Origin of the sequence: Flavisolibacter nicotianae (assembly GCF_003628535.1) — a bacterium.
GTDB lineage: Bacteria > Bacteroidota > Bacteroidia > Chitinophagales > Chitinophagaceae > Flavisolibacter > Flavisolibacter nicotianae.
This window is the reverse complement of record NZ_RBCI01000001.1, coordinates 720,383-746,386: the sequence shown is the minus strand read 5'-3', so window position 1 is coordinate 746,386 and position 26,004 is coordinate 720,383. Positions and strand designations below refer to the sequence as shown.

Here is a 26,004-nt window from a genome sequence, read left to right as displayed (position 1 = left end):
CGCCCGAAAGGTAGGGAGGGATAAAGGTTGATAAACAAGAAAGAACTTTGCCCCAAAATTCCTTAGTTTCGCCACCATTGAAACCGGATGTTCATGAAATTTATTGTTTCCTCTACCCAATTACTTAAACAACTGCAACATATCGCCGGCGTCATCAACGCCAACACTGTCCTGCCGATCCTCGAAGATTTTTTATTTGAAATTGACAAGGGCAAGCTGAGTGTGGTGGCAACCGACCTGGAGACCGTTATGCGCATCCAGCTCGATGTGGAAGCAAAGGAGGCCGGCAAGGTTTGTATCCCGGCCAAAATCCTGATGGACTCGCTGAAAAACATTCCCGATCAGCCGTTGTCGTTCAACATCGATAAAAATTTTGCCATCGAGATCACCAGCGATAATGGTAAGTACAAAGTGATGGGCGAAAATCCCGACAATTTTCCCAAAGAGCCTGCTGCCGACGATACAACAAACTTTACCATGACCGCATCGGCCCTGGTAACAGCCATCAACAAGACCCTGTTTGCCGTGAGCAACGATGATCTTCGCCCGGCAATGACCGGCGTGTTCTTCGAGCTGAATAAAGACTATATCCAGTTTGTAGCGACCGATGCACATCGGCTGGTACGCTACAAGCGAACCGATGTAAGCTGCCCGAAGAACGACTCGTTCATCGTACCGAAAAAACCGCTGAACCTGTTGAAGTCTGCCCTGCCGCTGAATGAAGACGAAATCACCGTCAGCTACAACAGCAACCATCTTTTTGTGAAGCATGGCACCACGCAGATGAGTTGTCGCCTGATCGATGCCCGCTTCCCGGATTACAAAGTGGTGATCCCCGCGGACAATCCGTACAAAATGGTTGTTGGCAAAAGTGAGTTTCAAAGTGCCCTTCGCCGGGTAAGTATCTTCAGTAATAAAAGCACCAACCAGGTGGCCCTGCAGATCAACGGTAGCGAACTGCAACTGGCGGCGCAGGACGTGGACTTTTCCTTTGAAGGAAACGAACGCATGAAGTGCCAGTACGATGGCGAAGACATCACCATTGCCTTCAATGCCCGCTTCCTGATTGAAATGCTCAACGCCGCCGACAGCGACGACGTGCGCATGGAACTGAGCACACCCACGAAGGCAGGGTTGATAAAACCTACCGAAAAAGACGAGAACGAGGAACTGCTGATGCTGGTGATGCCGCTGATGCTGAACCAGTAAATCCCCTCGATCCCCCAAGGGGGAAGTGGCATCTGCACAGACCCTTGCTTTTACACGATAGTTCAAAGCCGCCAGCATTCTGCTCGCGGCTTTTTTGAAGGACGCCATCCTCGAAGGGATGGCGTCCCTTTTTGTCGCCAACATTTCAGTTGAAGTCCCCGATAGGAAAAAGCATCTTTCCGAAGCCGGCCTTTGTGCACGAGGACTCCCTCTCCTTGCGGAGAGGGCCGGGGTGAGGTGCTGTTATTTCCTTATATTCACATACCCACATTTTGCTATATGGAAAACATTCTCTCCTATTTCAAAACGCTTGAACAGCACCCCGTGCAGCGGCTCCTGATCCTGGTGGGCGGCCTGCTGTTTTTTTGGATGATGGAAAGCGCCATTCCCCTGCTGGAACAGCAATACAAAAAGAACAAGACCCGGCATGCGGCGGTAAACTTTGCCTTTACGGTTATGCACCTTGTTATTCAAACCGGCATTGCCATCGTCATTGTGCTGCTGGCCGACTGGTGCCAGCGGCAGCAATTCGGGCTCGTGCACTGGGCCGGGGCGGGTGTGTGGGGCACCCTCGTTATTTCGTTTTTTGTGTACGATCTTTTTATCGGGTGGATGGCCCACTTCGTCTTGCACCAAACCTTTGTACTCTGGCGTTTTCATACCGTTCACCACGCCGATAACAATGTGGATGCCACAACGGGCCTGCGTCATCACCCCGTAGAAAGCATGATCCGCGGCGTGTTTTTCCTGCTTGCAACAATCGTAGCCGGTGCACCGGTTTATGCGCTCATGATCTACCAGACCATCCTGGTTTTCTTCACCGCGTTTACGCATGCCAACATCAGCCTGCCACGAAAGCTCGACAAAGCCCTCTCCTGGTTTTTTGTTTCACCCAATATGCACAAGGTGCATCACCACTGGGTGCAGCCCTACACCGACAGCAATTACGGCGCGGTGCTTTCCATTTGGGACCGGCTGTTTGGCACCTTTCGTGAGCTCGAGCCATCGCAACTGAAATATGGCCTCGACCGTCACTATCCCAATGAGCACGACGAGAACTTTTTGCTCCTGTTGAAAAAGCCCTTCGGGAGAATGAAATCGTGAACGGTGACTGGTGAGACATTAAACGCCCGACCTGGTCCGAACGATTCATGACTCACACCCTACTTTTGCTCTCATGAAAAGCATTGCGCTCATCCCGGCCCGCTACGCGGCCACCCGTTTTCGCGGAAAGTTAATGGCCGAACTGAAAGGCAAAACAGTCATTCGCCATACTTACGACGCCACCGTTGCCACTGGCCTGTTTGCTGAAGTGATCGTCGCAACGGACAGCGATATTATTTTCCAGGAAATCACCGCACACGGCGGCAAAGCAGTGATGACTACCGGCAACCACGAAAGCGGCACCGACCGCATTGCCGAAGCAGCGCAGCACCTGGAAGCGGATGTGATCGTGAATGTGCAGGGCGATACACCGTTTGTGAAAAAAGAGCCGCTGCAAAAACTCCTGCGGCAATTTGAAGACGACTCGGTGCAGGTCGGATCTTTAATGCAGGTACTGGACGATGAAGCGCTGATTGCCGATCCCAATTATGTCAAGGTGTGCGTGGATAAAAAAATGAATGCACTTTTCTTCAGCCGCAGCGTGATTCCTTATCCGCGAAACAAAAATATCGCCATCATCTATTATGAACACATTGGCGTGTATGCCTTTCGCAAGCAGGCCCTGATCGATTTCACGACCTGGCCAGTTTCTCCGCTGGAAGACGCCGAAAAAGTGGAGTGTCTTCGCTACCTCGAAAACGGTATTCCCCTGCGCATGGTGGTGACGGATTTTATGGGGGTGGAGATCGATACGCCGGAAGACCTGCAGCGGGCCGAGCAACTGTTGTGATGCCTGCAAACAGATGCAGGAATGAATTTCTGCAGCGCTGTCACCCTGAGCTTGCCGAAGGGTAATGCGATGTGGGTTTATCATTTGAAACCTCGAATATGAAAATAGCTCATAACGACTTTCTCTATGTTGTGCAGTGTCGCGATGGTTTCTACTACACAGGAGTAACTAATGATCTTAAGCGACGTTTGCAGGAGCACAATGAGGGGGTGAATTTGACCTGCTTTACCTTTAAACGAAGACCCGTCGTTTTGAAATATTTTGAGCAGTACGCCGAAATCATGCAGGCTATTCAAAGAGAAAAGCAACTGAAAGGATGGTCAAGCGCGAAGAAGGAAGAATTGTTTGTGCAAGATCATGATTGCTGAAGGAATTGGCAAAGTGTACTGCTGAAAAGCATACCCTGCAAAACACAAAAGCTGCTGAGGAGGAAAGGCCACCCACCAACCCTTCGGCAAGCTCAGGGTGACAGCGCTGCAAAGCCAAACAAATTTTTTAAACAACCTCGTTCTCACCTTATATTCATACTTAACATCTTTTTTCTATGGCAACAAAAGAACAATTCCTGCAAAGTGTCAAAGACGGTTACACGTTCAAAGGCGAATCCGTCCGCATTGGAAGAGCCATGTTCAACGGCGAAGTGGTGGATGGTGCCGATGTCTACCTGCCTCTGAAAACCATGAACCGTCACGGGCTGATTGCCGGTGCTACCGGCACGGGTAAAACCAAGTCGCTGCAAATGATCAGCGAAAGCCTGAGCAGCGCCAGTGTGCCGGTGCTGCTGCTCGACATCAAAGGCGACCTGAGTGGCATTGCCGCAGCGGGCACTCCCAACGATAAAATACAGGAACGGTCCACCCTCATTGGCATCGACTACAAACCCGGGGCCTACCCGGTGGAGTTGCTGACACTCAGCAAAAATAAACCCGGTGTACGGTTGCGGGCTACCGTGAGCGAATTCGGCCCGGTGTTGCTTTCCAAAATCCTGGGCCTCAACGATACGCAGGGCGGCCTCGTGGCCATGATCTTCAAATACTGCGACGACAAACAGCTCCCGCTTTTGGATCTGAAAGATTTTACCAAGGTGCTGCAATACATTACCAACGAAGGCAAGGCCGACATTGAAAAAGACTACGGGAAAATTTCCACGACCTCTACCGGCACCATCCTGCGCAAGGTGATCGAGCTGCAGCAGCAGGGTGCCGATGATTTCTTTGGTGAAAAAAGCTTCGAGGTGGATGACCTGATGCGCATTGCCGACGACGGCCGCGGCGTGATTTCCATCCTGCGGGTTACAGAATTGCAGGATCGCCCCAAGATGTTCTCCACCTTCATGCTGCAACTGCTGGCCGAATTGTATGCCACCGCACCGGAAGAAGGCGACCTCGATAAACCCAAGCTGGTGATCTTTATCGATGAAGCCCACCTCATTTTCAACGAAGCCTCTGAAATGCTGCTCGAACAGATCGAAACAGTCATCAAGCTCATTCGCTCCAAAGGGATCGGCATCTTCTTTTCCACGCAAAACCCCATGGACATTCCGCAATCGGTGTTGGGACAATTGGGAATGAAGGTGCAGCACGCCCTTCGGGCCTTTACGGCCGTGGATCGAAAAGCCATCAAGCAGGCCGCCGAGAACTATCCCGAAACCGACTACTACAAAACCGAAGACCTGATTACACAATTGGGGATTGGTGAGGCCCTCGTCACCCTGCTCAATGAAAAGGGAATTCCTACACCGCTGGTGCATGTGATGATGAAACCACCTACCAGCCGCATGGACGTGCTGACGGATGCCGAAGTAAACAACCTGGTGGTTTCTTCCAGGCTTGCGGCGAAATACAACAAAGACGTGGACAGCGAAAGTGCATACGAGATCCTGAACCAGAAACTGGCGGTGGCGCAGCAGCAGTCTGCGGAAGCAGCCGAAGAAGCGCAGGCGCAAAAAGCTGCACCAAAAGGCAGGGCTGCCAAGGAAGAAAGCTGGATGGACAATCCCATCGTACGTTCAGCCGGCCGTACGGCCGCAACCATGCTGACCCGCTCCCTGCTTGGTGTATTGGGCCTGGGCGGAAGCACCCGCCGGAGAAGGGGAAGTTTGTTTTAAAGACAGGGGTCGTTGCTACCCTGCCTAAAAATTTTTTTCATGAAACTGGAAGTCGTTAAAGCCGACATTACCAAACTTGCCGTGGATGCCATTGTCAACGCTGCCAATTCATCCCTGATGGGCGGCGGCGGTGTGGACGGGGCCATCCACCGTGCCGGCGGCCCGGCGATCCTGGAAGAATGCAAACAGATCGTGGCCCGGCAAGGCGGCTGTAAAACCGGTGAAGCCGTAATCACCACCGGGGGCAACCTGCCTGCAAAATTTGTCATTCACACCGTAGGTCCGGTCTGGAACGGCAAGCCAAAAGAAAGCGAGCTGCTTGCCAACTGCTACACTCATTCACTGCAACTGGCTGTCGAAAACAAGTGCAAAACCGTTGCGTTTCCCAATATCAGCACTGGCGTTTACCGGTTTCCCAAAGACGAAGCCGCCGTTATTGCAGTGAAAACCGTGGCTGCTTTTTTGCGGAACACAAACGAAATAGAGAAAGTGATCTTTGCTTGTTTTGATGAAGAGAATTTTCACCTTATCCAACGAGAGTTGGATAAGGTGAACAGCTGGTAATAGTTGGTCGTCCGCTAATGCCAGTTCGATAGCGGGAAAGTGTGATAGTAATAGCAGAAAATATCCAATATCTAAATATCCCAATATCCTGCTTTCTTAGTTGCAAGCCCCGAAGTGCAAGCGGTATAAATGTGGTGCTCCTTTCTTGTTTTGCGGATAAAAGGCCGTTAGAATTTCATTTGCAATCCTAGTCCTACCAATGATTTTACCTGCAGCGCCGGCGATTTCCCGTTCTTTCCAAAAAGCCGTGCATCATCGTCATAAATGAAATCAAGGTTCCAACTGGCCGTAAGCACTTTCGAGACAGACACCGAAAAAACATTGGTCATAAACAGATCGATGTTCTGCGGGTTGTGCCGGTAGTTGGAGAACAGGTCAAGCCGTCCGCGGTATTGCAGACTTTTATTGAAGGTCTTGATATAGTTGGCGCTGGCAAAGGCCCCAAATTCCGACTTGCTGTGTTTTCCCGGTTCCACACCGTACAGGCCTTTTGCAGAAAGCGTGTCGTCTTTAACGATCACCCAACGAATGGTGGCGGGTGAAATGAAGAACGAGAAGTTCGGCCCGGGTTTGTAATCAAAACCAAGACTGGCCAGGAGATAGGCCGGCGAAAGAAAGGCCGATGAAAAGGTTTTGACGTTATCGGGATAGGTGTACCCTTTGGCGAGTTGCGAACGGAAGTTGGCCAGCAGCGCCAGGTTCCACGTCGAGTCAAGCGCATACCCATACTTGGAAAGCAGGTCCAGCCGGTCGTCATTTTTACGGCTGCCAAGGCTTGTGGTCCGGATATAACCGAAGTTGAAGTCAAGCGTGTTGTCCCAACTGTGTTTATCTTTTTTGTAAAACGAAAACAGGTTAAGGTAAGACGTTAGCGAGAGCGAAAAATCATCGCCGCCGGCCGCCCAGTTGCTGAGAGAGCCCTGCGCCAGGTTCAGGTTGTAAAGGCCGCCCCTGCGCCATGCGATCGTGTCGGCTTCGCCTTTTTTGATGGTTTTGCCCGCTTCGTCCTTTAATTTTTTAACCGTTTCGTCTTGTGCAGAACAAACGAGGAACAAGCAACTCAGGCAGGCAAGAAAAATCGCTTTTTTCATAAACAGGGGTTGATGCCGTTCGTAATACCATACAAATTAGTACAAATCAACATGTTTCCCCTCGATGCTTTCGCCAAAAAACAGGGAGGCTTTGGCGGTAAAATCCGCTGCTGAATCAGTGGTGAAAAAAATACGGCGACTGTCCTTTGAAATTTTTGTTTCAATCTCCGGGTGACGCTGCAGGTAGTCCTGCAGGCTGTGCGCCACGATCTCTCCCTGCGAAAGCAGTTTGACATGTTGCGGTAGATACTTTTCAATTTTCTCCTTGAGTAAAGGATAATGCGTGCAGGCAAGAAGAAGAGTATCGATGTTTTTGTCCTTGCCCAGGATGTTGTTGATATGCTTCTGCACAAAATAGTCGGCGCCTGCCGACAGGTGCTCGTTGTTCTCCACCAGCGGCACCCACATGGGGCAGGCTTCCTGTTCGAGCGTTACGTCGGGGAAAAACTTTTCAATCTCGATTTCATACGAGCGGGATTGCACCGTGCCGTTCGTTGCCAAAATGCCGATGTGATGCGTGGCGGAATGTTTGCCAATGATCTCCGTGGTGGGACGAAGCACGCCCAGCACACGGGCGGTGGGATGCAATCGCTGCAGGTCATTTTGCTGTATGCTGCGAAGGGCTTTGGCCGACGCCGTGTTGCAGGCAAGGATGATGAGGGGACAGTTTTGCTTCAGCAGCCATTCCACGCATTGCAGGGTGTAGCGGTAAACGGTTTCAAAGCTGCGGGTACCGTAGGGCGCACGGGCATTGTCGCCGAGATAGAGATAATCGTACTGCGGTAAACTTTTTACAATTTCCCGCAGCACGGTCAGGCCGCCATAACCAGAATCGAAAACACCGATGGGAGACATGGCGCAAAAGTAGTTCACGAGTTCGCAAGTTCACGAGTTCACAAGGCGGGATGTCGGCAAAACGAAAATTTTTCCGATTAGCGAAATATTACAACATCGAACAACCAACCCGTGAACTTTCCTTGTGAACTGATTTGCCCTACCTTTAAAACCGTGCAGCACGTCGAGTTTTTCCATAGAGATCATTTCGCATTCCGTTATCACCGCGTAAAGGCCAAAAAATCGCTTTCGCAGTTCATCGACTTTTTCTGGGAAACGGACTTCGACGACTTGTTCAAACAATATCCGGAAGGGTTTTCAGATGCGCTGTTTCCCAATATTGGCTACACCTACCTGATCAATCTTGGCACACCCTTCGTGATGCAACTGGAAGAGGAGAAGTTCGAACTCAAAGGAGATGGCTTTTTGCCGCGGCACAAAAACATGATCTGCCACCATTCGGCTGGAAATAAAATCTTCGGCATCAAGTTCAATGTTTCGCCGGTCATCTTCCAGAAAAAAGTCAATTTTTCGGAGTACCGCGAATACATTTTTCCGCTGGCCTACCTCATCGACAGGGCCGTGGTGGAAAAAATCAAAGGCGCCTCAACCTTCGAACAGCGGGTGCAAATCCTGACAGCTTATTATGATGAGATCATTCAGCAACACGCCGGCTCGTTGACACCTGTCGACATTGTAACGCAAATTCTGCAGGATTGTTCTGCAAAAAATTCCTTTGAACTTTCGGTTGAAGAACTGGCCAGCCGGTATGCCATCAGTACCCGTACCCTGCAGCGTTATTTTGAAGCCACCACCAGCATCACCACCAAACGGGCCCTGCAAATTCTTCGCATTCGCAGGGCCGTTGAAAAACTAACCACTGCTCCCGGCGACTTTCACTTCAGCCAGTTTGGCTACTACGACTACAGCCATTTTCACAAACACCTGAAAGAATTTCTTTGCAAGCACACGATCGACATTATACAGCCACACCTGGCGTTGATGTCAAACGTGAGACGTGAGACGTGAAACAGGCATGAACGCCGATACGTCAGTCTCTTTGGTTTGACCTCTCACGTTTGACGTCTCACGTACTCAGTTTCCCCCTGCCCGTTGCCGCTCTTCTTCCGACGCCGTTGTTCTTCTGCGGGCTGCCTGCACCTTGCTGTTGCCAAAGCGATAGGTAAAGGTCAGGCTGGCCACCCGGGAGTCGCGGTAAGCATGCCAGTTCTCCACGTAGCTTCCTTTGTATTCCACCCGGGCTTTGGGAAGGCTGGTCCAGAAAATATCGGTGATGTTGAAGCGCAGAGTACCCTTGCCGTCGAGCAGTGTTTTTTGCACGCCGGTACCCAGGCCCCATTGCGGTTGAAACACCATGTAGCCATAGCGGCCGCCGGTATTCAGGTTGGCATTCAGTTCGGCCGTCCAGCCCTTTTTAAACGTAAATGTGTTGTTGGTGCGGATGTTGGCTGCCGGTTTCCCATCATTCAACTGGGCGCCACTTAGGTTGCCGTTGAATTTGTTGTAAAACAGGTTGAAGTTGTTCATCATGCTCCACCACTTGTTGATGCGGACAGGAGCGGATGCGGTAAAGCCCAGGTAATCGGACGATTCAAGGTTGACCGGGATTTGCACGGTAATGTTGGAGTCCTGTCCCGGTTTGATTTCGAAGGTTGGAATGACATCCAGAATTTTGGCCAGCACGCCGTTCTGCGGATCCGTGGTGTGGCTGTAGGCAAATGTGAAGTTGAGGTTCTTGAGCGTATAGTTCAATTCGTACGACCAGGTCATTTGCGGCTTCAGCAGCGGGTTGCCGGTCGAATAGATCGTGGCATCCACCTGGAACAGGAACGGATTGAGCTCCGAATAACCCGGGCGGTCGATGCGGCGGCTCACGGAAACACCAAGCGTTTGCTCGGGCTTCAGCTTGTAGTTGAAGAAGGCGCTTGGGAACAGCTGGAAATAATCCTTGCTGTATTGCCTGTCGCCTTTTACCTGGCGGGTGCGCAGGTTGGTCAGTTCGCCCCGTAAGCCCAGTTGCAGGTTGAATTTTTTATACTCCTTGCTGAAATTGGTGTAGGCAGCATTGTTGTATTCCTCGTAATAAAAACGGTTGGTCTTGGTCGCATCCACGGTGATCTCCGAAGGCGTTACATTATAGAACTTCGCGTCGTTGTCGGAAGAAACATAACTTGTTTTTACGCCGGCTTCCAGCTTGGCGCCATTCTTCAGCGGATTAGTCAAATCCACTTTTGCTGTTTTCAAGGTCAGTTTCCCGGCCTGGTCGCCATCGAGAATATCGTCTTCTTTGCGCTTGCTGCCATTGAGGTTATAAAACAGCGAGGACGTGCGGGTCAGCGAACCGTTTTTGAACACGCCATAATCCACATCGGCTGTCAGTTCCTTGCCGTTGCTGTCGAGTTTTTGCTTCAGGTTGATATTGGCAAAGACATTGTCGAAATGATCCTTGTTTGTGCTGATCGAATTGAACCGGAAATCGGGTTGGAACGACAGGTCGTTCACCACGGTATTGATATCGGCCCTGCGATTGAATCCATTGAAGTTTCCGTTCACCACAACTCCAACGATCGTATTTTTCGACGGGAAGAAATCGGCGCCCAAACGGGCCGTGTGCGATTTGAGATTCATGAACATGAAGTTGTCCTTGTCGTCCGATCCTTTGAACACGCCATTCGTGTAAAAGTTACGGTTGATGAGCAGGTGATTGAGCATTTCCCTGTAGGCGTAGTTGTAATTGCCGAAAACGTTCACGCCCTTGTTGCGGTAGTTAAACGTGCTGCCGGCATTCCATTTGGGATACACACCCTGGCTGTAGCCTGCGGTCAGCGTACCATTGCTGCCAAGACGCTGGTCTTTTTTCAACCGGATGTCGATGATGCCCGAGTTGCCCGCCGCGTCGTATTTGCTTGACGGGTTGGTAATGATTTCGATGCGTTCGATGGCATTCACCGGCAGTCCCCGCAGGTAATTTGCCAGGTCCGCGCCGGTCATGGGCGAAGGACGGCCGTCGATCATGACGATGACGCCCTGCTTGCCGCGAAGAATGATGTTGTCGTTCTGGTCGAGGGTGATACCGGGAGAACGCTCCAGCACGTCAATGGCGGCACTGCCGGCATTGACCACGCTGTTTTCCACGTTCACCACCAGCCGGTCGTTCAGCCGTTGAATAAAAGGCTTCCGTGCACTCACCGTCACACCCTGTAGCTGGTTCTCTGCTTTTTCCTTCATGGCAATGGAGGGAACCGATACTGTTTCACCTTCCTTCACGTCAAAGGTCTTGCTGTATGACGGCGTGTAGCCAACCACTGAAATCCGGACCATATAGCCCGACGGCGTGATGCCGTCTATCTCGGCTGCACCGGCTTTATCGGAAATGGCGGACTTGACCAACGCGGAGTCTTTGCTGCGCAACAGTTCAACCGTTGCGCCTTCCACCGGTGCGTTTTGCCCGTTCAGCACCGTTACGGTTGCCTTGCCTTTTCCTGCCTGCGCAAAGGCAGCGGCGGTGAGCATACCGGCAAGAACACACGTAAAAATTTTCTTCATCTTCTTTGATTTTGCTGTAAAGAAGCACCTTCATTTCAGGGAAAAGAAGGGAAACTCTGTTAACTGCCGTATACTGCGATAGACGGACGAAAGAAAATGTATTACGAAAAAGATCGTGTCGTTTTTTTACACCAAAACTTTTTCAGCCAAATCCCCGCAAAGCCTGAATTTTGCGGCCACTTAAATGAGAAGCATGGAATACAATGTAGAAGAAATCAACCGGTTGATCCGCCACCGCCGCTCCGTTTTTCCCAAGCAATACGCCGAAGGAAAAACCGTGGACGAAGCCATTGTCCGGCAAATCCTGGAGAATGCAACTTGGGCGCCCAACCACGGGCAAACAGAACCCTGGAAGTTTGTGGTGTTCAGCGGCGAAGGACTGCAGAAGCTGGCCACGTTTCAAGCTGAATTATACAAGAAAGAATCCGCTGCCAATTTCAAGGAAGCCACGTATCAAAACCTGTTGGCCAACCCGCTGAAGGCCTCGCATGTGATCGCCATCTGCCTGAAGCGTGATCCCAATAAAAAATTCCCCGAGCAGGAAGAAATTGCCGCCGTTTCCTGTGCGGTGCAAAACATGTATCTCACCACCGCGGCCTATGGCCTTGGCGGCTACTGGACAACGGGTGGTGTAACGTATAAAGCCAGTGCCAAAGAATTTTTTGGCCTGGGTGAAGACGACAAGCTGCTTGGCTTTTTTTACCTGGCGCATGTGGCCGTTCCTTCTCCCGACAGCAAGCGCAAGCCGCTGGACGAAAAAGTGGAGTGGGTGAAGTCGTGAATGCTGAATGGTCAATGATGAATGGATGAGGGCTCAGCGGTTTGCCGGACAAGGAATGGTGAGCTGCAATTCTCTAACAAACTGGAGTGAAGGTATTCCGCCAACTTGTAAACCCGTGAACCCGTGAACCCGTGAACTTATGTTCCCTTGCCATTGACGCCTTTGACTTCGTGTAAGATATCGGCCAGGAAATCCGATTGCAGTTGCTGGATCTCGAGCAGGCGCTGGTTTTGGTGCACCATCAGGTGATCCAGTTTTTCGTGCAGCAGACGGATCTCGATCTCGGCCTTCAGGTTCACTTTGTAATCGTGCTCACTGCGGCGGCGGTCCTTGTCTTCCTGCCGGTTCTGGCTCATCATGATGATGGGTGCCTGGATGGCAGCGAGGCAGGACAGGATCAGGTTCAGCAAAATAAACGGGAAGGGGTCAAACGACCGGTGTGCCAGTATCCACATGTTCACCAGCATCCAGAAAGCAATAAAGCAGAAGAAAATAATGATAAAGGTCCAGCTGCCGCCAAACGAGGCGATCATGTCGGCCAGCCGTTGCCCAAAGGTGAGCGGCTCGTTGATGTCCTCTTCAATATTTTCCGACAGGAGCTTGTTGCTCTGTATGGCATGGATCACTTCTTCTTCCAGCTGGCTGATCTCACCCACCTCCTGCTCGATCAGCTTTGCAATGTAGTCCTTGCGGTATTCGTTCAGCTTGTCAAACGAAATAAACTTATCGGCTGTGAAGTCCGGGTGGTCCTTCTGTATCAGCTTCAGCAAGGCGGTTCTGATCTCGCCGCCGCGGTAAGCCTCTGTGGCAGGAACTTCCTGTTTGGTGATGTCGCAGTAAACGGTTTTCATGACAAAAAGCTGGTACAGAAAGATAGAAAGAAATCCCCGTCCTTTTGCATTGTTTATATTTAGCCCGAAAAAGCAGCATTCCCTTTCATGTCCCAGACGGTATCCCTTCCCGCAAAAACGTGGTCGCAGCGCATTGGTGAAAAGGCAGGCGGAAGACCGGTTGTTTTTTTCCTTCTCTTTTGGCTTGTACTGAACCTTCTGCAGGTTGCCTTTATGGAACTGACCAGCGACGAAGGCTATTACTGGTTTTACGCACAGCACCTGCAGTGGGGCTATTACGATCACCCGCCCCTGGTGGCGGTGATGATCCGGTTGGGAAGCTTTCTGTTCCCGGGCGAACTGGGGGTACGTTTTTTCAACGTGCTTTTGAGCACGGCAGCGCTGGCGCTTTTCTTTTCCTTGCTGCCGGAAAGGATCAAACACACCAACCGCACCTACCTGGTGATGCTGTCAGCGCCCTTGCTGCACTACCTCACGTTCTTGGTTTTTCCCGATGGTCCGCTGCTGACTTTCAGCCTGCTTTTTTTGGTAGTGTACAAACAGTTTGTAAAAGAGAAAAATCTTGCTACCTCCCTGCTGCTTGGCGTTTCACTGGCCCTGATGGCCTATGCCAAGTATCACGGTTCACTGGTGCTGCTGTTCACGGTAATGGCCAATCCCAGGCTGTTGAAGCAGGGCTATTTTTACCTCTCGCTTTTGGTGGCCGCCGTGCTGTTTCTACCGCATTTGTGGTGGCAATACCAGCATGCGTTTCCCACGTTGAAATACCACTTGAGCGGCCGCACAAGTCAATGGTCGTTCCGGCATGTTGGCGAATACGTTTCGCAGCAAATCGTTGCCATCGGCCCGGGACTGATCTTTCTCCCCTTTGTTTGCAGGGCAAAAGATGTCTTTGAGCGAACACTCAGATTCATCATCATTGGCACGTTGCTCTTTTTTTTGGTGAGTTCCTTCAAAACCTTTGTTCATTTTCACTGGACGTCGATTGCGCTTTTCCCGCTGCTCTATTTCGCGGTGGACTATTACAACCGGCCGGAGAAAACAACGTTGTTTCGCTGGCTCATCCTGCCGTTTGTTGTGTTGTTTTTTCTTGCCCGGTTGCTGTTAATGATTCCGCTTATTCCGGGAATGCATGTGGGTGAAGATGTATACCATGGACGAAAAGCCTGGGCAAAAGAGCTTTCAATCGTAGCCGGCAACAAGCCGGTGTTCATGCCCAACAACCTGCGGGAATCGTCGCTCTATTCGTTTTATTCGGGCAAGCAGGGAGTGACCCTGTACAACCGTCCCGCAAAAAAATCGCAGTACGAATTGTGGGGCTACGAAGACAGCCTGCAGGGGAAAGACGTGTTGCTGGTGACGAAGTACCCGTTTGCCGGAAGCACGGAATGGAAAACAGCCATTGGTCAAACGTTCTTTTATACCACCATTTCTTCCTTTCAATCGTTTTACACGGGGATTACCCTAAAGCCAGTCTTGCCGGTCGTTCGTCGGGCCGATACGGCCCTGCATGTTGTACTGGAAATCGAAAATGAGCGAAGGTGGCCCGTGAATTTTGCCAACGGCAGTGAAACGACATCCATCATTTGTTCCATCGAAAAAGATAATCGTGTGATCAGGGCCGATGCTGTGGCGGTGGTTTCGGGCACTGATCCAATTCCTGCGAAGGGCAGCAGGCAAAAAGAACTAGACATTCCCCTGAAAGAGTTGCCAAAAGGTGAGTACCAGATTTATTTTGGGATTCGAACCGGTTTGTTGCCTGATGCGATTTTGTCGGCACCTTTTGTCATTCAATACAGATAGCAATTTTTATTTCAACTTGTTTCGCAAAGAGTTGATCCTTGTGTCGTAAATATTCAACACGATGATTTTCTTGTTTGCCACCTAGTAGTAAATCCGGTTTCTTCTTCCCATCAGAATGCTTTTTAAGCCTTTGATGGAAGCAGAGTTGTTTCCTGTATCTGGCTACCGTTGCAGAGCGTCAAATTTTCGCTGAAGTTGTTCGGCAAATTTCTTTGGCTATGTTACCACATTACACCCGTCGGATCTCTGCTCCCAGGCCCTGCAAGCGTGTATCGATATACTGGTAGCCCCTGTCGATCTGGTCGATGTTCTGGATGACGCTTTTTCCCTCGGCGCTTAAGGCCGCGATCAACAGCGCCACGCCGGCGCGAATGTCCGGAGAACTCATGGTGATGCCCCGCAGCTTGTACTTCCGTTCCAACCCGATCACGGCGGCCCGGTGCGGATCGCAAAGAATAATTTGCGCTCCCATGTCAATGAGCTTGTCCACGAAGAACAGGCGGCTTTCGAACATTTTCTGGTGCACCAGCAGCGAGCCTCTTGCCTGCGTGGCTACTACCAGCACGATGCTTAACAGGTCCGGTGTAAACCCCGGCCACGGATGATCGTAAATTGTCAGCACACCACCATCCATGTAGGTTTGCACCTGGTAAATATCCTGTTCGGGTATATGAATGTCGTCGCCGACAATGTTCATTTGAATGCCCAGCTGGCGGAACTTTTCGGGGATGACGCCCAGGTATTCCACGCTGCAATCCTTGATGGTGATGTCGCTTTGCGTCATGGCGGCCAGGCCGATGAAGGAGCCGATCTCGATCATGTCGGGCAGGATGCGGTGCGTAGTGCCGTGCAGCTTTTCCACGCCGGAGATCACCAGCAGGTTGCTGCCAATGCCGCTGATATCCGCACCCATCCGGTTGAGCATGCGGCAAAGTTGCTGGATGTAGGGCTCGCAGGCCGCGTTGTAGATGGCCGTTTCGCCTTTTGCCAGCACGGCCGCCATGACGATGTTGGCCGTTCCGGTCACGGAGGGTTCGTCCAGCAAAATATAGGTTCCTTTCAATCCGTCGGTGGAGAAGTAAAAAAACGCATCATCCGGGTAATAGATGAACTCCGCTCCCAGCTTTTGAAAGCCCAACAGGTGGGTGTCCAGCCGGCGCCGGCCGATCTTGTCGCCGCCGGGTTTGGGAATAAAGGCTTTTTTATAACGCCCCAGCATGGGACCGGCCAGCATCACCGAGCCGCGCAGCATGCCGCTCTTGCTTTTGAACTCGGGACTGCGCAGGATGTTCAGGTCCACATCATCAGCCTGGAAGGTGCAGGTGTGGCGGTCGGGCCGGTACACTTTTACATTCATGGCCCTGAGCAGTTCGATCAGGTTGTTGACGTCGAGAATGTCCGGGATGTTGGTGATGGTTACTTTTTCATCGGTCAGCAAAATTGCACTGATAATCTGCAGGGCTTCGTTCTTGGCGCCCTGCGGGATGATCTCGCCTTTCAATTTTTTTCCGCCGATAACTTCAAATGCTGCTCCTGTCATAATTCCCCCTGTCCCCCTAAAGGGGCGACGTAGATCTGTCACGCTGCTCTTTCTCCAACTGTCCAAAAGAACAAAGCGACAGAATGTTTTAAGGTTAAAAATTTAATTTATGTAGGGTTCTAACTAGCTTGTCTGCTTTCAACCTTATGCAATAGAACTGTTCGCTAGAAAAAAAGTTTCTTCCTCCGACTCGCTAGAAAAAAAGTTTCTTCCTCCGACGTCTCCCTTTTAAGACACGGAGATTACCTGCTCGCTTGTTTTACCAAATCTTCTTTCCCGATGCTGGTAATCGAGAAGGGCTTCATACAAATTTTGTTTGCGAAAGTCGGGCCAGCGCACCTGTGTGAAGTACAGTTCCGCATAGGCCAGCTGGTAAAGAAGGAAATTCGAAATGCGGTATTCGCCGCTGGTGCGGATCATTAGCTCGGGGTCGGGAAATTCCGACGTTGTCAAATACTTCTGCAGTGTGTCCTGGTCAATTTCCTCCACGTTCAGTCGCCCGCTTTTTACCTCGTAGGCAATGCTTTTGACGGCATTGAGCAATTCCCAGCGTCCACTGTAGCTCAGGGCCATGATCAATTGCAGGCCGGTGTTTTCTTTGGTGATCTGGAGAGCTTCGGCCAGCTCCCGCTGTGCATAATCGGGCAGCATGTTGATGTCGCCGATCACGTGCAGGCGGATGTTGTTTTTATTGAGGCTTTCCACTTCGCCGCGGATGGTTTTCACCAGCAGCTCCATCAGGCCGATTACTTCGTACTGCGGCCGGTCCCAATTCTCGGTGGAGAAGGCATAGAGGGTCAGGTAGCCGATGCCCAGTTCCGCACAGCCTTCCACAATATCGCGTACGCTTTCCACACCCTGGTAATGGCCAAACAGGCGGTCCTGTCCCTGTTCTTTGGCCCAGCGGCCGTTGCCATCCATGATGATGGCGATATGACGGGGCAGGCGGTTTTTATCGATTTGTTGCAGAAGATCCATGCGATGATGTTTACGGGTTCACAAGTTCAGGCGTTCACACATTGGTTGTTCCGGTGAACAGAGGGCAAAGGTAAACTGCAGAGAGGAAATGATATTGGGATATTGGATATGGCGATATTCTGATTTCTGTCGGGGGAGAGCCGTCTACATGGCGTCATCTGCGATAAAAAGAAAGCACGGAAAAACGCCGTGCTACATCCATTTGAAACCCTGCTCATCCGCGGTTAGTTAGCCGACGGACATTTATACGATTGCAGGTTGAAGCTCAGGTAAAAGATTGCCGTGGCAAACTGGTCTTTGTTCTGGCTGTTCCCGCGCTGCTGTCCTTTTATACCGATCGGTGTTCCGGTTTCATACGAACGGTCATGCAGCAGGTAGCCCGCCGATGGCGTTCCGTCCGGATTGGGCGGAAAAACGGCCGGGTCGACATAGGTCTTGCTCACATCATCCAGGTAATCGGTATTGGTGAAGCGGTGGACGATCTCGAACCCGAAGTTTGTGCGTTCGTTGAGGGCATATTTAAAACCTACGCCAAACGGGATGGCCATCGCCATGCTGCTGTATGGCTTGCGGTCGGGATAAAGGGCACTTCCCTGCCCTTCTGTGCCAAGCTCGCGGAGATAATATTTATCCCCTTTCAAAAAGGCATAAGGGTCGTAACTGAAAGCACTGACGCCAAACGTGATGTACGGCGTAAAGCTAAAATCGGGTTCGCCGGGCAAAAAGCGGTAGAAATTAAAATCGCCCTGCAGTCCCAGCTCCCATACTTTGGAGTTGAAGCTTAGGTTGCGACGGCGCATGTATTCGTTTTGCGTATTGTAGATATCCGAGTAGCCCAACTGCGTAAAGTTTCCGGCCAGTCGAAGGGCGATGTAGTTGCCAAAGTTTTTGCGGAAGAAAAGGCTGGCGGCCAACTTGGGCCGGTTGATCTTCGCCCTTGTGTTCAGGTCGCCAAAATAATGACCGGCACCAACGCCAAAGCCGAATTCGCCTTCCTGAACAATGCTGTTTTGCGCAAAAACGGCCAGTGGCAGACAGAATAGTAAAGCAGTAACAAATTTTTTCATCGCGTCACGAATATCTTATTTTCAATAAATCTCAAACGAAAAAATTTGGTCTTTGGTATGCAGTGGCGGTGAAACGGCAAACGTGAAACGTGAAACAAGCGGGCCTTTACCTTTGGTGCGCTCCTGTTTCTTATTTGCCGTTCCCTAGTTCCGCTTGTCCAGTCCCCAGGAAAGTTTGTTGCGCAGGGTTTGCAGAAAATTATTTTCGTTCAGGCGCACCAGGTTGATGGAGAAATTCTCTTTCCGTACGGCCAGCAGCACGTTTTTGTCCACCCATTCCCGCCGGGAGTCCAGGGCGCAAATGATTTCATCGGTGCGGCTTTCCACTTCAAAGGAAACGATGGTGTTGTCCGGGATCACGATCGGCCGTACGTTCAGGTTGTGCGGCGCAATCGGGGTCAGAACGAAAGACCGCGATTCGGGAAACACCACCGGACCACCACAGCTTAACGAGTAGCCGGAAGAACCGGTTGGTGTGGCCAGGATCAAGCCATCGGCCCAGTAGGTATTGAGCAATTCACCATTGAGATAGGTGTGGATCTTGATCATGGGGGCTATGTCCCGCTTGTGGATGGCAAATTCATTCAGGGCATAGGGCACTTCGTTGAAAAGTGGGATGTTCGAGTCCAGGTGGATGAGCGACCGCTTGTCGATAATGTAGGAGCGGCGGGCCAGGGCTTTGATGGCTTCCGTCATTTCTTCGCGGCCGATGGAGGCCAGGAAACCCAGGCGGCCAAAATTGATCCCCACCACCGGCAGTGTTTTTTCCCGCACCAGCGTAACGGTATCGAGCAGGGTGCCGTCGCCGCCAAGACTGATCAAAAAATCAATTTCATTGGTTAGTTCTGCGTGGTGCGAAAAGGTTTCGATCGTTGCGGAAAGGGTCAGGTGGCTGGCAATTTTTTCATAGTATTCGCGGAAGATCACCGGCTGAATACCTTCTTTCTCCAGTTCATCAAAAAATAGCTGAATGTCCCGTTTTTGTGTCTCGTCGAATACCCGGCTGTAGATCGCTACTTTCAAGATAATCAGTTTACCCGTTCACGAGTTTATACATTCACGAGTCTGGCGCCTGTGGAAGAAATTGCCACTAAAGGCTTCCAACTTGTGAACCGTAAACTTGTGAACTCGTGAACTATTGATGTAAATATAGACCGTTTTGCCCTAACTGGTTAAAGCTCCATTCAAACTTGAAAACAAGGTCGGTGAACAGCACAAGGTCCGCACCCACACCGGCGCTGTAGAGCATTCGGTTGTTTAAGCCATTGTATGGTGTTTCGTTTCCGTTGTAAGCGTAGCCGGTATTGACAAATGATTTCACAAACAGTTTCACCGGGATGCTGCGCAGCGATTTGAACCACTTGTTCTGTGGCAGCGATACGGCTGTTTTCAAAAGACTGCGGGAAATGGTTGCCTTTGCATAGCCGCCGGTCACACCGTCGATAATGTAGTTTTCGTAGCCCTGCAAATATGCATCCCCGTAACCCAGGAAGTGCTGGGTGAAATACGGCTGGCGGAAAGGCAACTTTAAAACACCGCCCGCATTGAGACTGAAAAAATACCGGGTACCCAGCGGCCAGTAACGGGAACCCTTCAGCGAAAGCTGCCAGAGGTTGACATCGCCGCCAAAGCCGGCCTTGTGGAGCGACACTTCGCCTTCTTTTCCCTTGGTGGGATAGGGGTTGAAATCGAGGTCCTGGAATAAGACCCTGTACGTAATATAGGGATAGTTGAACGTGTTGTTGGATGGCGTGTAAAAGCTATTGAGCTTGCGCACCGTATCGCCGATCCTGTTGTATTTGTAGCCAATGGAAAATGTGTGACGGGTTTTGATGGCCGGCCTGTAGCTGACATCAACGGAACTTTCGTAAAATTCGTAGAGGTAACCATCGGGGGTTTTGATCGGCAGAAGCTTGTTGTTTTCGGTGGCATAATTCAGCTCGCGGTTTTTGCCGTAGGTAAAGTTGATGCTCGACGACCACTTCAATTCTTTATCGAGAAAAAAACCGCGGTACTGCAGGTCTACTTTTTTGGTGTAGCCGTTGGTCAGGTTGACGTACATCTTGTCGCCGCGTCCGGAGAAATTGTATTGCGTAAGCTTTAAGCCGTAGTTCAGATGTTCCAGTTTCCGGCCCCTTTCGTTCCATTGTGAAAAAGTGCCGTTGGCCAAGCGGAGGAAAGGCTGGGGATAGAAATACCACTTCTCTTCCACATCCACGGTAACATAGGCATCGAGGTCTTTCACGCTTCGCAGGCTGACGACCACGTTGCGAAACAGCGATGTATTCATCAACTGCTGTTTGGCCTGTTCCAGTTTTTTGATGATTTCGGGCAAGGGATACGATTCGCCTGCCTGGAAGGGAAGTTCCCGCAGCACGGTGGACCGTCTTGTGCGCTTGTTCCCGCTGACGGATACCTCGCGAACGGTAAACGCCACGTCACTGCTGGCCTGAACTGTTTCTTCGGGATGGCTGGTAGAATAAATCAGGTGGTCGCTGGCCAACGCCTCCTGCGCCCTTAGCTTGGCGCCAAACAAAAAGGCCACGCACAAAAACCCAAAAAGCAAGCAAATTTTCATCAGTGGCTTTCCTCCAACAAATATGATACGAATAACGTACCGTTCTAAAAATCACAGATTCGCAGTCAGGAAGATAAGCAAAATCCGGTGGAAATACAGGTATCCGTGGCGTGCAGCGGGAATTCTGCAAGGGCGGTTAAATATTGAGATAATTCATCAGATTGTCGTAGTTGGCCTTTAGCTCGTTCTGGTACAACTCTTCTCCAAAATAATATTTTACGTTGTACTCGTAACGTTGAAACGTGCTTACCAGGTCCGAGACCTCGACTTTGTTGACGCGGATGGTCACCTGGGTCGTTCCGCTTTCCACGTCGGTATAGGTGTTAAGTTGGGTAATTTGTGCACCAACCGACTCGACAATGCGGTTGATTTCGGTAAAAGAGTAGTTGTGGTTTTCCACTTCCAGCACAATCAGAGCGCCGGGCTGGTTAAGGCTCATGAACTCCGATGCATAGCGCAGCAGGTCGTTGTAGGTAACGATCCCCAGCAACTGTTTTTCTTCCACCACCGGTACAATGCTCAATTTGTTGACAACAGCGGTTTGAATGGCTTTCAAAAAATGCTCGTTGGCCTGCACGGACGTGGTGCCGTCGGTGATTTCCAGGTCGGTAAGCTGGGTTTCTTCGTCGTTCTGAAGCAATTGTTCTTCGCTGATGATACCAAGATAATGATCGTCTTCCACCACCGGCAGGTGAGCAACGTGGTAATCGTTCATCAGTTGCAACGCATGATAAACAGTATCGCCTTTGTGGAGATAAGGAATGGCATTCGATATGAGATCACGGGTTAACATAGAACGGTTGTCTTTAGGTAAGACATGCTAACCTAAGCAACTGTTGCAGTGGTAGCAAGTTTTTTCAAAAAATTTTCCAAAATCACGTTGAACTCTTCCGGCCGTTCCATCATCGGTGCATGGCCGCACCGGTCGATGAAATGCAGTTCGCTGCCCGGGATCAGACGGTGAAATTCCCGTGCCACGAAAGGAGGGGTAATGGTGTCGTTGTTGCCCCAGACAAGCAAGGTCGGTTGCCGGATGTTTTTCAACTCCTCGCCCAGGTTGTTGCGGATGGCGCTTTTGGCAAGGGCAATGATCTTGATCACTTTTAGCCGGTTGCGGGTAATTTCAAACACTTCGTCCACCAGTTCTTTGGTGGCCATGGCCGGGTCATAAAAGGTGATCTCTGTTTTTTTCCGGATGTATTCGTAGTCGCCGCGCTTGGGATAGGTATCGCCCATACCGTTTTCGAATAAACCCGAAGAGCCGGTGAGAATGAGCGATTTGATTCGTTCCGGGTGCTTCAGCGTATGCACAAGGGCAACGTGTCCGCCCAGCGAATTGCCCAGGAGATGAACGCCGGTATAATCTCTTGTTTCCAAAAATTTATGAACGTACTTGGCCAGGCCGCCAACAGTGGTGTGGAGGATGTCCAGGTCAAACAGCGGCAAAAGGGGCACCACAACTTTGTACTGCTTTCTGAAATGCTCCACCAAATCTCTAAAGTTGCTGAGTGCACCAAAAAGCCCGTGCAGCAATACGAGAGGTTCGCCTTCACCCTCTTCAATAAACTTAAACCTTCCTTGTTCTTTTACCTGGTATTGCATGAATATTGTGTTCTAATGTTGCTAAAGTAACTGTTTTTTACAAATAGCACGAAGTGAGGGGCCATGTTGCGAAAGTGTTCAAAATCATGATTTCCGCTGTGCACAACCGTTGGCTCCATTCTGCCGGAATGCACGAAGTCAATCCGTGTTTTTCTGTGTCAAGCACGGTCGACTTACCGGCTAGGCGCTTGCCTTTTTGGCACCGACCTTTCCAAAAAAATCCAGCAGTTCGTCAAACATATGCCGGAAGAAGGGAAGAATGGCGCCAAGGATATCCATGATCTTTGGTGCAAAGGGTTCGATAAAACCGTACGTCACCGACGTGCGGATTGTGTTTTCCTTCAGCCAGTGCAATTGCGTCGCGTAAAAAAGAAGGATGCTGAAAATGAAAAAATAAATCAGCAGATACAGCACCACGCCACCCAGCCGGTTCAGCCAGCCAAGCAGCATCAGGCGCATGGCGCCTTCAATCGCTTTTGCCCCCAGCCGCACCAGCAACACCACAATGACAAACACCAGGAAAAAAGCCAGGAAGGGCAGCCAGCGTTGCGACACGTCCACATTGGTACCGATATATCCTGCCATCAGCGTGGACAGCTTCAGTGCTGCGGCAAGACCAACGAGGTAAGCCACGAACGAAAAAAGGGCAACCACCAGCCCTTTGCGCAATCCTTTGAATACAGCCACAACCAGTAAGATCAGGGCGATGATGTCAATCAGCATAGGAGTAAAGTAGGCAGTAAGCAGTAGGCAGTTGCATCATTTGACTGCCAACTTTCTACCGCTTATTTGGAAAGCAGCTCCTTTACCGCTGCTGAGATAGATTTGCCATCGGCTTTCCCGGCCAGTTGTTTCGTAGCCACACCCATGACCTTTCCCATGTCGGCAGGCGACGCGGCGCCGGTTTCGGAAATGATCTGCTGCAGAGCAGCTTTGAGTTCTTCCGGACTCAATTGTTTGGGCAGGAATTTTTCGATCACCCGGATTTCTTCTTCTTCTTTTTGTGCAAGGTCGGCACGGTTCTGCTGTTGATAGATGTCGAGTGAGTCGCGGCGTTGTTTCACCATTTTTTGCAGCAGGCTGACTTCCTTTTCAGCCGATACGTCGCCGCCGGCACCGGGTTCGGTTTTGGCTTTGATGATTTCGGCTTTGATGGCCCGCAACCCGCGCAGGGTGGCTTCGTCTTTTGCTTTCATGGCCTCTTTCATTTCGGCCATCACTTGTAATTCAAGGCTCATATAAAGAAATTATAAATGGCAAATTTTAAATTATGAACGAAATGCCAATTCAGCATTCAACATTCATCAATTCTTACGCTTTGTTCTCCCGCATCTGCAGTTCCTGGAATTTCTTGTAGAATTCCTGTGCATGCGCTTTCATTTCGTCGGTCAGCTCTGTCATGCGGGTGGCCCGCTGAAAGGTGTCCGCCATGGTCATGAAGGTCTGGTAATAAAAATCAGCCATTTCATCCACCATCATTTTTTGAGTCCACAGGTCAATGCGAAGAGCAGCTTTGTCAGCACCATCCCACAGCGAAAGCATAAAGGCCTTGGCTTGCTGCGGCCTTTCGATCGTACTGTCGGTTGCCGACCATTCTATACTGGCCGGAATCTTTTGTTCATCCAGCTCCACATCGATTTTGATTGTCGATTTTGCCATGCGAATAAATTAGGCGGCGAAGATAGGAAAAGGTGAGGTGGTGAATGGTCAATGGTGAGTGTGAATGGAAGAAAGTTTTCATTTGGTCCTGCTAACACTGTGTGCACGGCAACCTTTCGTCCATCCAAACAGCTCGTAGCCATTTCACCATGGGCCAATCACCCTCCTGCTGCCTGCAGCAAACAAGCCCATAGCCGGTCGGCCGTTCGTTGCCAGGTATAAGGGGCAGCAACTTCCTTTCCTTTTTGCACCAGTGCACTTCGCTCGCCTTCGTTTTTGTAAACGAACATGAGCTGGTAAGCAATATCGTCCACATTGGCCGGGTCGAAGAAAAGGGCCGTCCCTTCGCTGATCTCCTCCATCGCCGAGCCCTTCGAGGTCAGCACCGGCACACCGCACTTCATGGCCTCCAGCACAGGCACGCCAAACCCTTCAAAATGCGACGGGTACACAAAAGCATAGGCCGCGGCCATCAGCTGTGCCAGCTCGCTTTCCGCCAGGTAGCCTGTCAGCACCACATCGTCTTTATACTTGTAGGTTTTCAGCAGGGCGAGGAAGTCCTCGTTCTTCCAGGCCAGCCGCCCGGCCAGCACCAGTTTCAGAGAACTGTGCATGCGACGCTTGAAAATGGAAAATGCCTTGAGCAGGTTAACAATGTTTTTTCGCGGCTGGATGGCACCGGCATAAAGAAAATATTCGGCTCCGCCGGTATAAGATTCCTTTACGGCCATCTTCTCTTCAAAGCCGGTGGGAGCAAAAATCTCTTTCACCCCGTTGTACACGACCGCGATTTTCTCCGGCGGTGTTTTGTACTGGCGCACGATATCGTTTTTCGAAAACGCCGAAACAGTCGCCACGATGGCGGCCTTGCGGATGAATTTTGGCGTGTAGCGTTTGTAATAGGCCAGGTGGCTTTTTTGATAGCCTTCCGGGTAATGCAAAAAACCCAGGTCGTGCACCACGAGGCATTGCGGTACCGATGTTGTCAGCGAACACTGGCCGTCGGGAGAAAGAAAAACATCGGCTTTGAGCTGTTTCAAGCGCCGGGATACGCTGACGTCGAACCAGTACTTCCACAGAAGCGGGTGGCGGGCCGGCGGCGCAAGCACATGGCCTTTGACGTTACCGGAAAACAGAAATTCCTCGGGAAAGGGGCGGTCGAAGAAAAAATGAAATTCGTGCTCCGGGTGCTGCCGGGTCAGGGTGGAAAGCACCTCGCGGGTGAAATAGCCAAACCCTTCCAGTTGCTGCTGCAATAAAAAACGTGTGTTGACGGCAATGCGCATGCGCCGCAAAGGTAAAGGGGTGCGCCGGTGAAACAGCAAGCCCGGTAGTGACGCCGATGTTAGTGATGTGGTTGACTGATAATGTTGAGTTTGTGAACGAAAGTGGGTAAAAATTTCGTTACCAAAATCACAGGTGTTGTCTTTCGTCAACAATTTTTTGGGAAAAAAAAGAGACAAGGCCGTCTTTAAAGCAGAAAATGGAATTGGTATCATGTTTGTTTCACTACAACACGAACGCGACAAACGCTTCACCCTTACCTTACAAACTTAGTATAAACGACCTCTTAGGTGGAAGAGGATGGTGGCTTGTAAAAGGGGCCTTGGTTCGGGGCCCCTTTCTTTTTTCCTCAGCCTCCCCGCCCTCCAAAGGAGGGAGTGGCATCTGCACAGACCCTTGCTTTTGCACGATACTTCAAAGCCTTCATCAGTCATTTTGATGGAGGCTTTTTGCTGCTGGTTGGCGTCCTCGCCAACAGCTTTCTCTTTTGCCCCGGCGGGGCAACGTGTTAGTAGAAAGAAAGAGCAATAGAGAGAATAAAGCTCCGTAGGAGCGATATGTTTTTTGTCACCAGCACTAGAATAACTATTAAGCT

General features: G+C 50.7%; 24 protein-coding genes. 9 read left to right on the top strand and 15 right to left on the bottom strand.

Annotated features, from left to right (window positions below):
- Window positions 1-93: 93 nt before the first annotated feature.
- From dnaN to D6024_RS03185, 6 genes are all read left to right on the top strand, one after another.
- Window positions 94-1,209 carry a DNA polymerase III subunit beta gene (gene dnaN, locus D6024_RS03210; protein ID WP_121353478.1) on the top strand — a complete coding sequence of 372 codons (1,116 nt, stop codon included), beginning with the start codon at window positions 94-96 and terminating at the stop codon, window positions 1,207-1,209.
- Window positions 1,210-1,488: 279 nt separating this feature from the next.
- Window positions 1,489-2,313 carry a sterol desaturase family protein gene (locus D6024_RS03205; RefSeq protein ID WP_121352889.1) on the top strand — a complete coding sequence of 275 codons (825 nt, stop codon included), beginning with the start codon at window positions 1,489-1,491 and terminating at the stop codon, window positions 2,311-2,313.
- A 73-nt stretch (window positions 2,314-2,386) separates the two neighbouring features.
- On the top strand, window positions 2,387-3,103 hold the full coding sequence (gene kdsB / locus D6024_RS03200) for a 3-deoxy-manno-octulosonate cytidylyltransferase (protein WP_121352887.1): 717 nt from the start codon (window positions 2,387-2,389) through the stop codon (window positions 3,101-3,103).
- A gap of 98 nt (window positions 3,104-3,201) precedes the next feature.
- Window positions 3,202-3,471 (top strand): GIY-YIG nuclease family protein, encoded by a 270-nt coding sequence (locus tag D6024_RS03195; protein ID WP_121352885.1) that lies wholly within the window; start codon window positions 3,202-3,204, stop codon window positions 3,469-3,471.
- Window positions 3,472-3,647: 176 nt separating this feature from the next.
- On the top strand, window positions 3,648-5,210 hold the full coding sequence (locus tag D6024_RS03190; protein WP_121352883.1) for a helicase HerA-like domain-containing protein: 1,563 nt from the start codon (window positions 3,648-3,650) through the stop codon (window positions 5,208-5,210).
- A gap of 39 nt (window positions 5,211-5,249) precedes the next feature.
- Window positions 5,250-5,774 carry an O-acetyl-ADP-ribose deacetylase gene (locus D6024_RS03185; RefSeq protein ID WP_121352881.1) on the top strand — a complete coding sequence of 175 codons (525 nt, stop codon included), beginning with the start codon at window positions 5,250-5,252 and terminating at the stop codon, window positions 5,772-5,774.
- 167 nt (window positions 5,775-5,941) lie between these two features.
- Here D6024_RS03185 and D6024_RS03180 read toward each other — a convergent pair whose 3' ends face one another.
- Window positions 5,942-6,865 carry a DUF3078 domain-containing protein gene (locus tag D6024_RS03180; protein ID WP_121352879.1) on the bottom strand — a complete coding sequence of 308 codons (924 nt, stop codon included), beginning with the start codon at window positions 6,863-6,865 and terminating at the stop codon, window positions 5,942-5,944.
- Window positions 6,866-6,901: 36 nt separating this feature from the next.
- Complete coding sequence (gene murI / locus D6024_RS03175) at window positions 6,902-7,738, bottom strand: glutamate racemase (RefSeq protein WP_240409924.1); 837 nt, start codon at window positions 7,736-7,738, stop codon at window positions 6,902-6,904.
- Window positions 7,739-7,831: 93 nt separating this feature from the next.
- On the opposite strand from murI, the gene D6024_RS03170 reads away from it, so the two are divergent.
- Window positions 7,832-8,728, top strand: coding sequence for a helix-turn-helix domain-containing protein (locus D6024_RS03170; protein WP_121352876.1), 897 nt, complete (start codon window positions 7,832-7,834; stop codon window positions 8,726-8,728).
- Between the two features lie 66 nt (window positions 8,729-8,794).
- Here the strand turns inward: D6024_RS03170 and D6024_RS03165 are convergent, their stop codons facing one another.
- The gene (locus D6024_RS03165) at window positions 8,795-11,266 is read right to left on the bottom strand and encodes a TonB-dependent receptor domain-containing protein (protein WP_121352874.1); all 2,472 of its coding nucleotides are present in this window, start codon (window positions 11,264-11,266) and stop codon (window positions 8,795-8,797) included.
- 193 nt (window positions 11,267-11,459) lie between these two features.
- Here D6024_RS03165 and D6024_RS03160 point away from each other — a divergent pair, with 193 nt between their 5' ends.
- Window positions 11,460-12,047, top strand: coding sequence for a nitroreductase family protein (locus tag D6024_RS03160; protein ID WP_205573213.1), 588 nt, complete (start codon window positions 11,460-11,462; stop codon window positions 12,045-12,047).
- A gap of 137 nt (window positions 12,048-12,184) precedes the next feature.
- Here the strand turns inward: D6024_RS03160 and D6024_RS03155 are convergent, their stop codons facing one another.
- Complete coding sequence (locus D6024_RS03155) at window positions 12,185-12,898, bottom strand: DUF1003 domain-containing protein (protein WP_121352870.1); 714 nt, start codon at window positions 12,896-12,898, stop codon at window positions 12,185-12,187.
- Window positions 12,899-12,985: 87 nt separating this feature from the next.
- On the opposite strand from D6024_RS03155, the gene D6024_RS03150 reads away from it, so the two are divergent.
- On the top strand, window positions 12,986-14,701 hold the full coding sequence (locus D6024_RS03150; protein ID WP_121352868.1) for an ArnT family glycosyltransferase: 1,716 nt from the start codon (window positions 12,986-12,988) through the stop codon (window positions 14,699-14,701).
- Between the two features lie 229 nt (window positions 14,702-14,930).
- Here the strand turns inward: D6024_RS03150 and murA are convergent, their stop codons facing one another.
- The 11 genes from murA to D6024_RS03095 form a co-directional block, all read right to left on the bottom strand.
- On the bottom strand, window positions 14,931-16,241 hold the full coding sequence (gene murA / locus D6024_RS03145; RefSeq protein ID WP_121352866.1) for a UDP-N-acetylglucosamine 1-carboxyvinyltransferase: 1,311 nt from the start codon (window positions 16,239-16,241) through the stop codon (window positions 14,931-14,933).
- Window positions 16,242-16,469: 228 nt separating this feature from the next.
- Window positions 16,470-17,219 carry an isoprenyl transferase gene (locus D6024_RS03140; protein WP_121352864.1) on the bottom strand — a complete coding sequence of 250 codons (750 nt, stop codon included), beginning with the start codon at window positions 17,217-17,219 and terminating at the stop codon, window positions 16,470-16,472.
- A 224-nt stretch (window positions 17,220-17,443) separates the two neighbouring features.
- A complete protein-coding gene (porG, locus tag D6024_RS03135) occupies window positions 17,444-18,286 on the bottom strand; it encodes a type IX secretion system protein PorG (RefSeq protein ID WP_121352862.1) in 843 nt (280 codons plus the stop codon).
- A 144-nt stretch (window positions 18,287-18,430) separates the two neighbouring features.
- Complete coding sequence (locus D6024_RS03130; protein WP_121352860.1) at window positions 18,431-19,309, bottom strand: NAD kinase; 879 nt, start codon at window positions 19,307-19,309, stop codon at window positions 18,431-18,433.
- A 112-nt stretch (window positions 19,310-19,421) separates the two neighbouring features.
- Window positions 19,422-20,864 (bottom strand): POTRA domain-containing protein, encoded by a 1,443-nt coding sequence (locus tag D6024_RS03125; protein WP_121352858.1) that lies wholly within the window; start codon window positions 20,862-20,864, stop codon window positions 19,422-19,424.
- Window positions 20,865-21,000: 136 nt separating this feature from the next.
- Window positions 21,001-21,657: a CBS domain-containing protein gene (locus D6024_RS03120; protein WP_121352856.1), complete on the bottom strand. Its 657-nt coding sequence runs from the start codon at window positions 21,655-21,657 to the stop codon at window positions 21,001-21,003.
- 32 nt (window positions 21,658-21,689) lie between these two features.
- Entirely contained in the window at window positions 21,690-22,466 is a 777-nt protein-coding gene (locus D6024_RS03115; RefSeq protein WP_121352854.1) for an alpha/beta fold hydrolase, read from the bottom strand.
- Window positions 22,467-22,646: 180 nt separating this feature from the next.
- Window positions 22,647-23,189 carry a CvpA family protein gene (locus tag D6024_RS03110; protein ID WP_121352853.1) on the bottom strand — a complete coding sequence of 181 codons (543 nt, stop codon included), beginning with the start codon at window positions 23,187-23,189 and terminating at the stop codon, window positions 22,647-22,649.
- Between the two features lie 62 nt (window positions 23,190-23,251).
- On the bottom strand, window positions 23,252-23,704 hold the full coding sequence (locus tag D6024_RS03105) for a GatB/YqeY domain-containing protein (protein WP_121352851.1): 453 nt from the start codon (window positions 23,702-23,704) through the stop codon (window positions 23,252-23,254).
- Between the two features lie 73 nt (window positions 23,705-23,777).
- Window positions 23,778-24,125, bottom strand: coding sequence for a gliding motility protein GldC (gene gldC, locus D6024_RS03100; RefSeq protein WP_121352849.1), 348 nt, complete (start codon window positions 24,123-24,125; stop codon window positions 23,778-23,780).
- Window positions 24,126-24,283: 158 nt separating this feature from the next.
- A complete protein-coding gene (locus tag D6024_RS03095; RefSeq protein WP_162944501.1) occupies window positions 24,284-25,411 on the bottom strand; it encodes a glycosyltransferase family 4 protein in 1,128 nt (375 codons plus the stop codon).
- Window positions 25,412-26,004 lie beyond the last annotated feature (593 nt).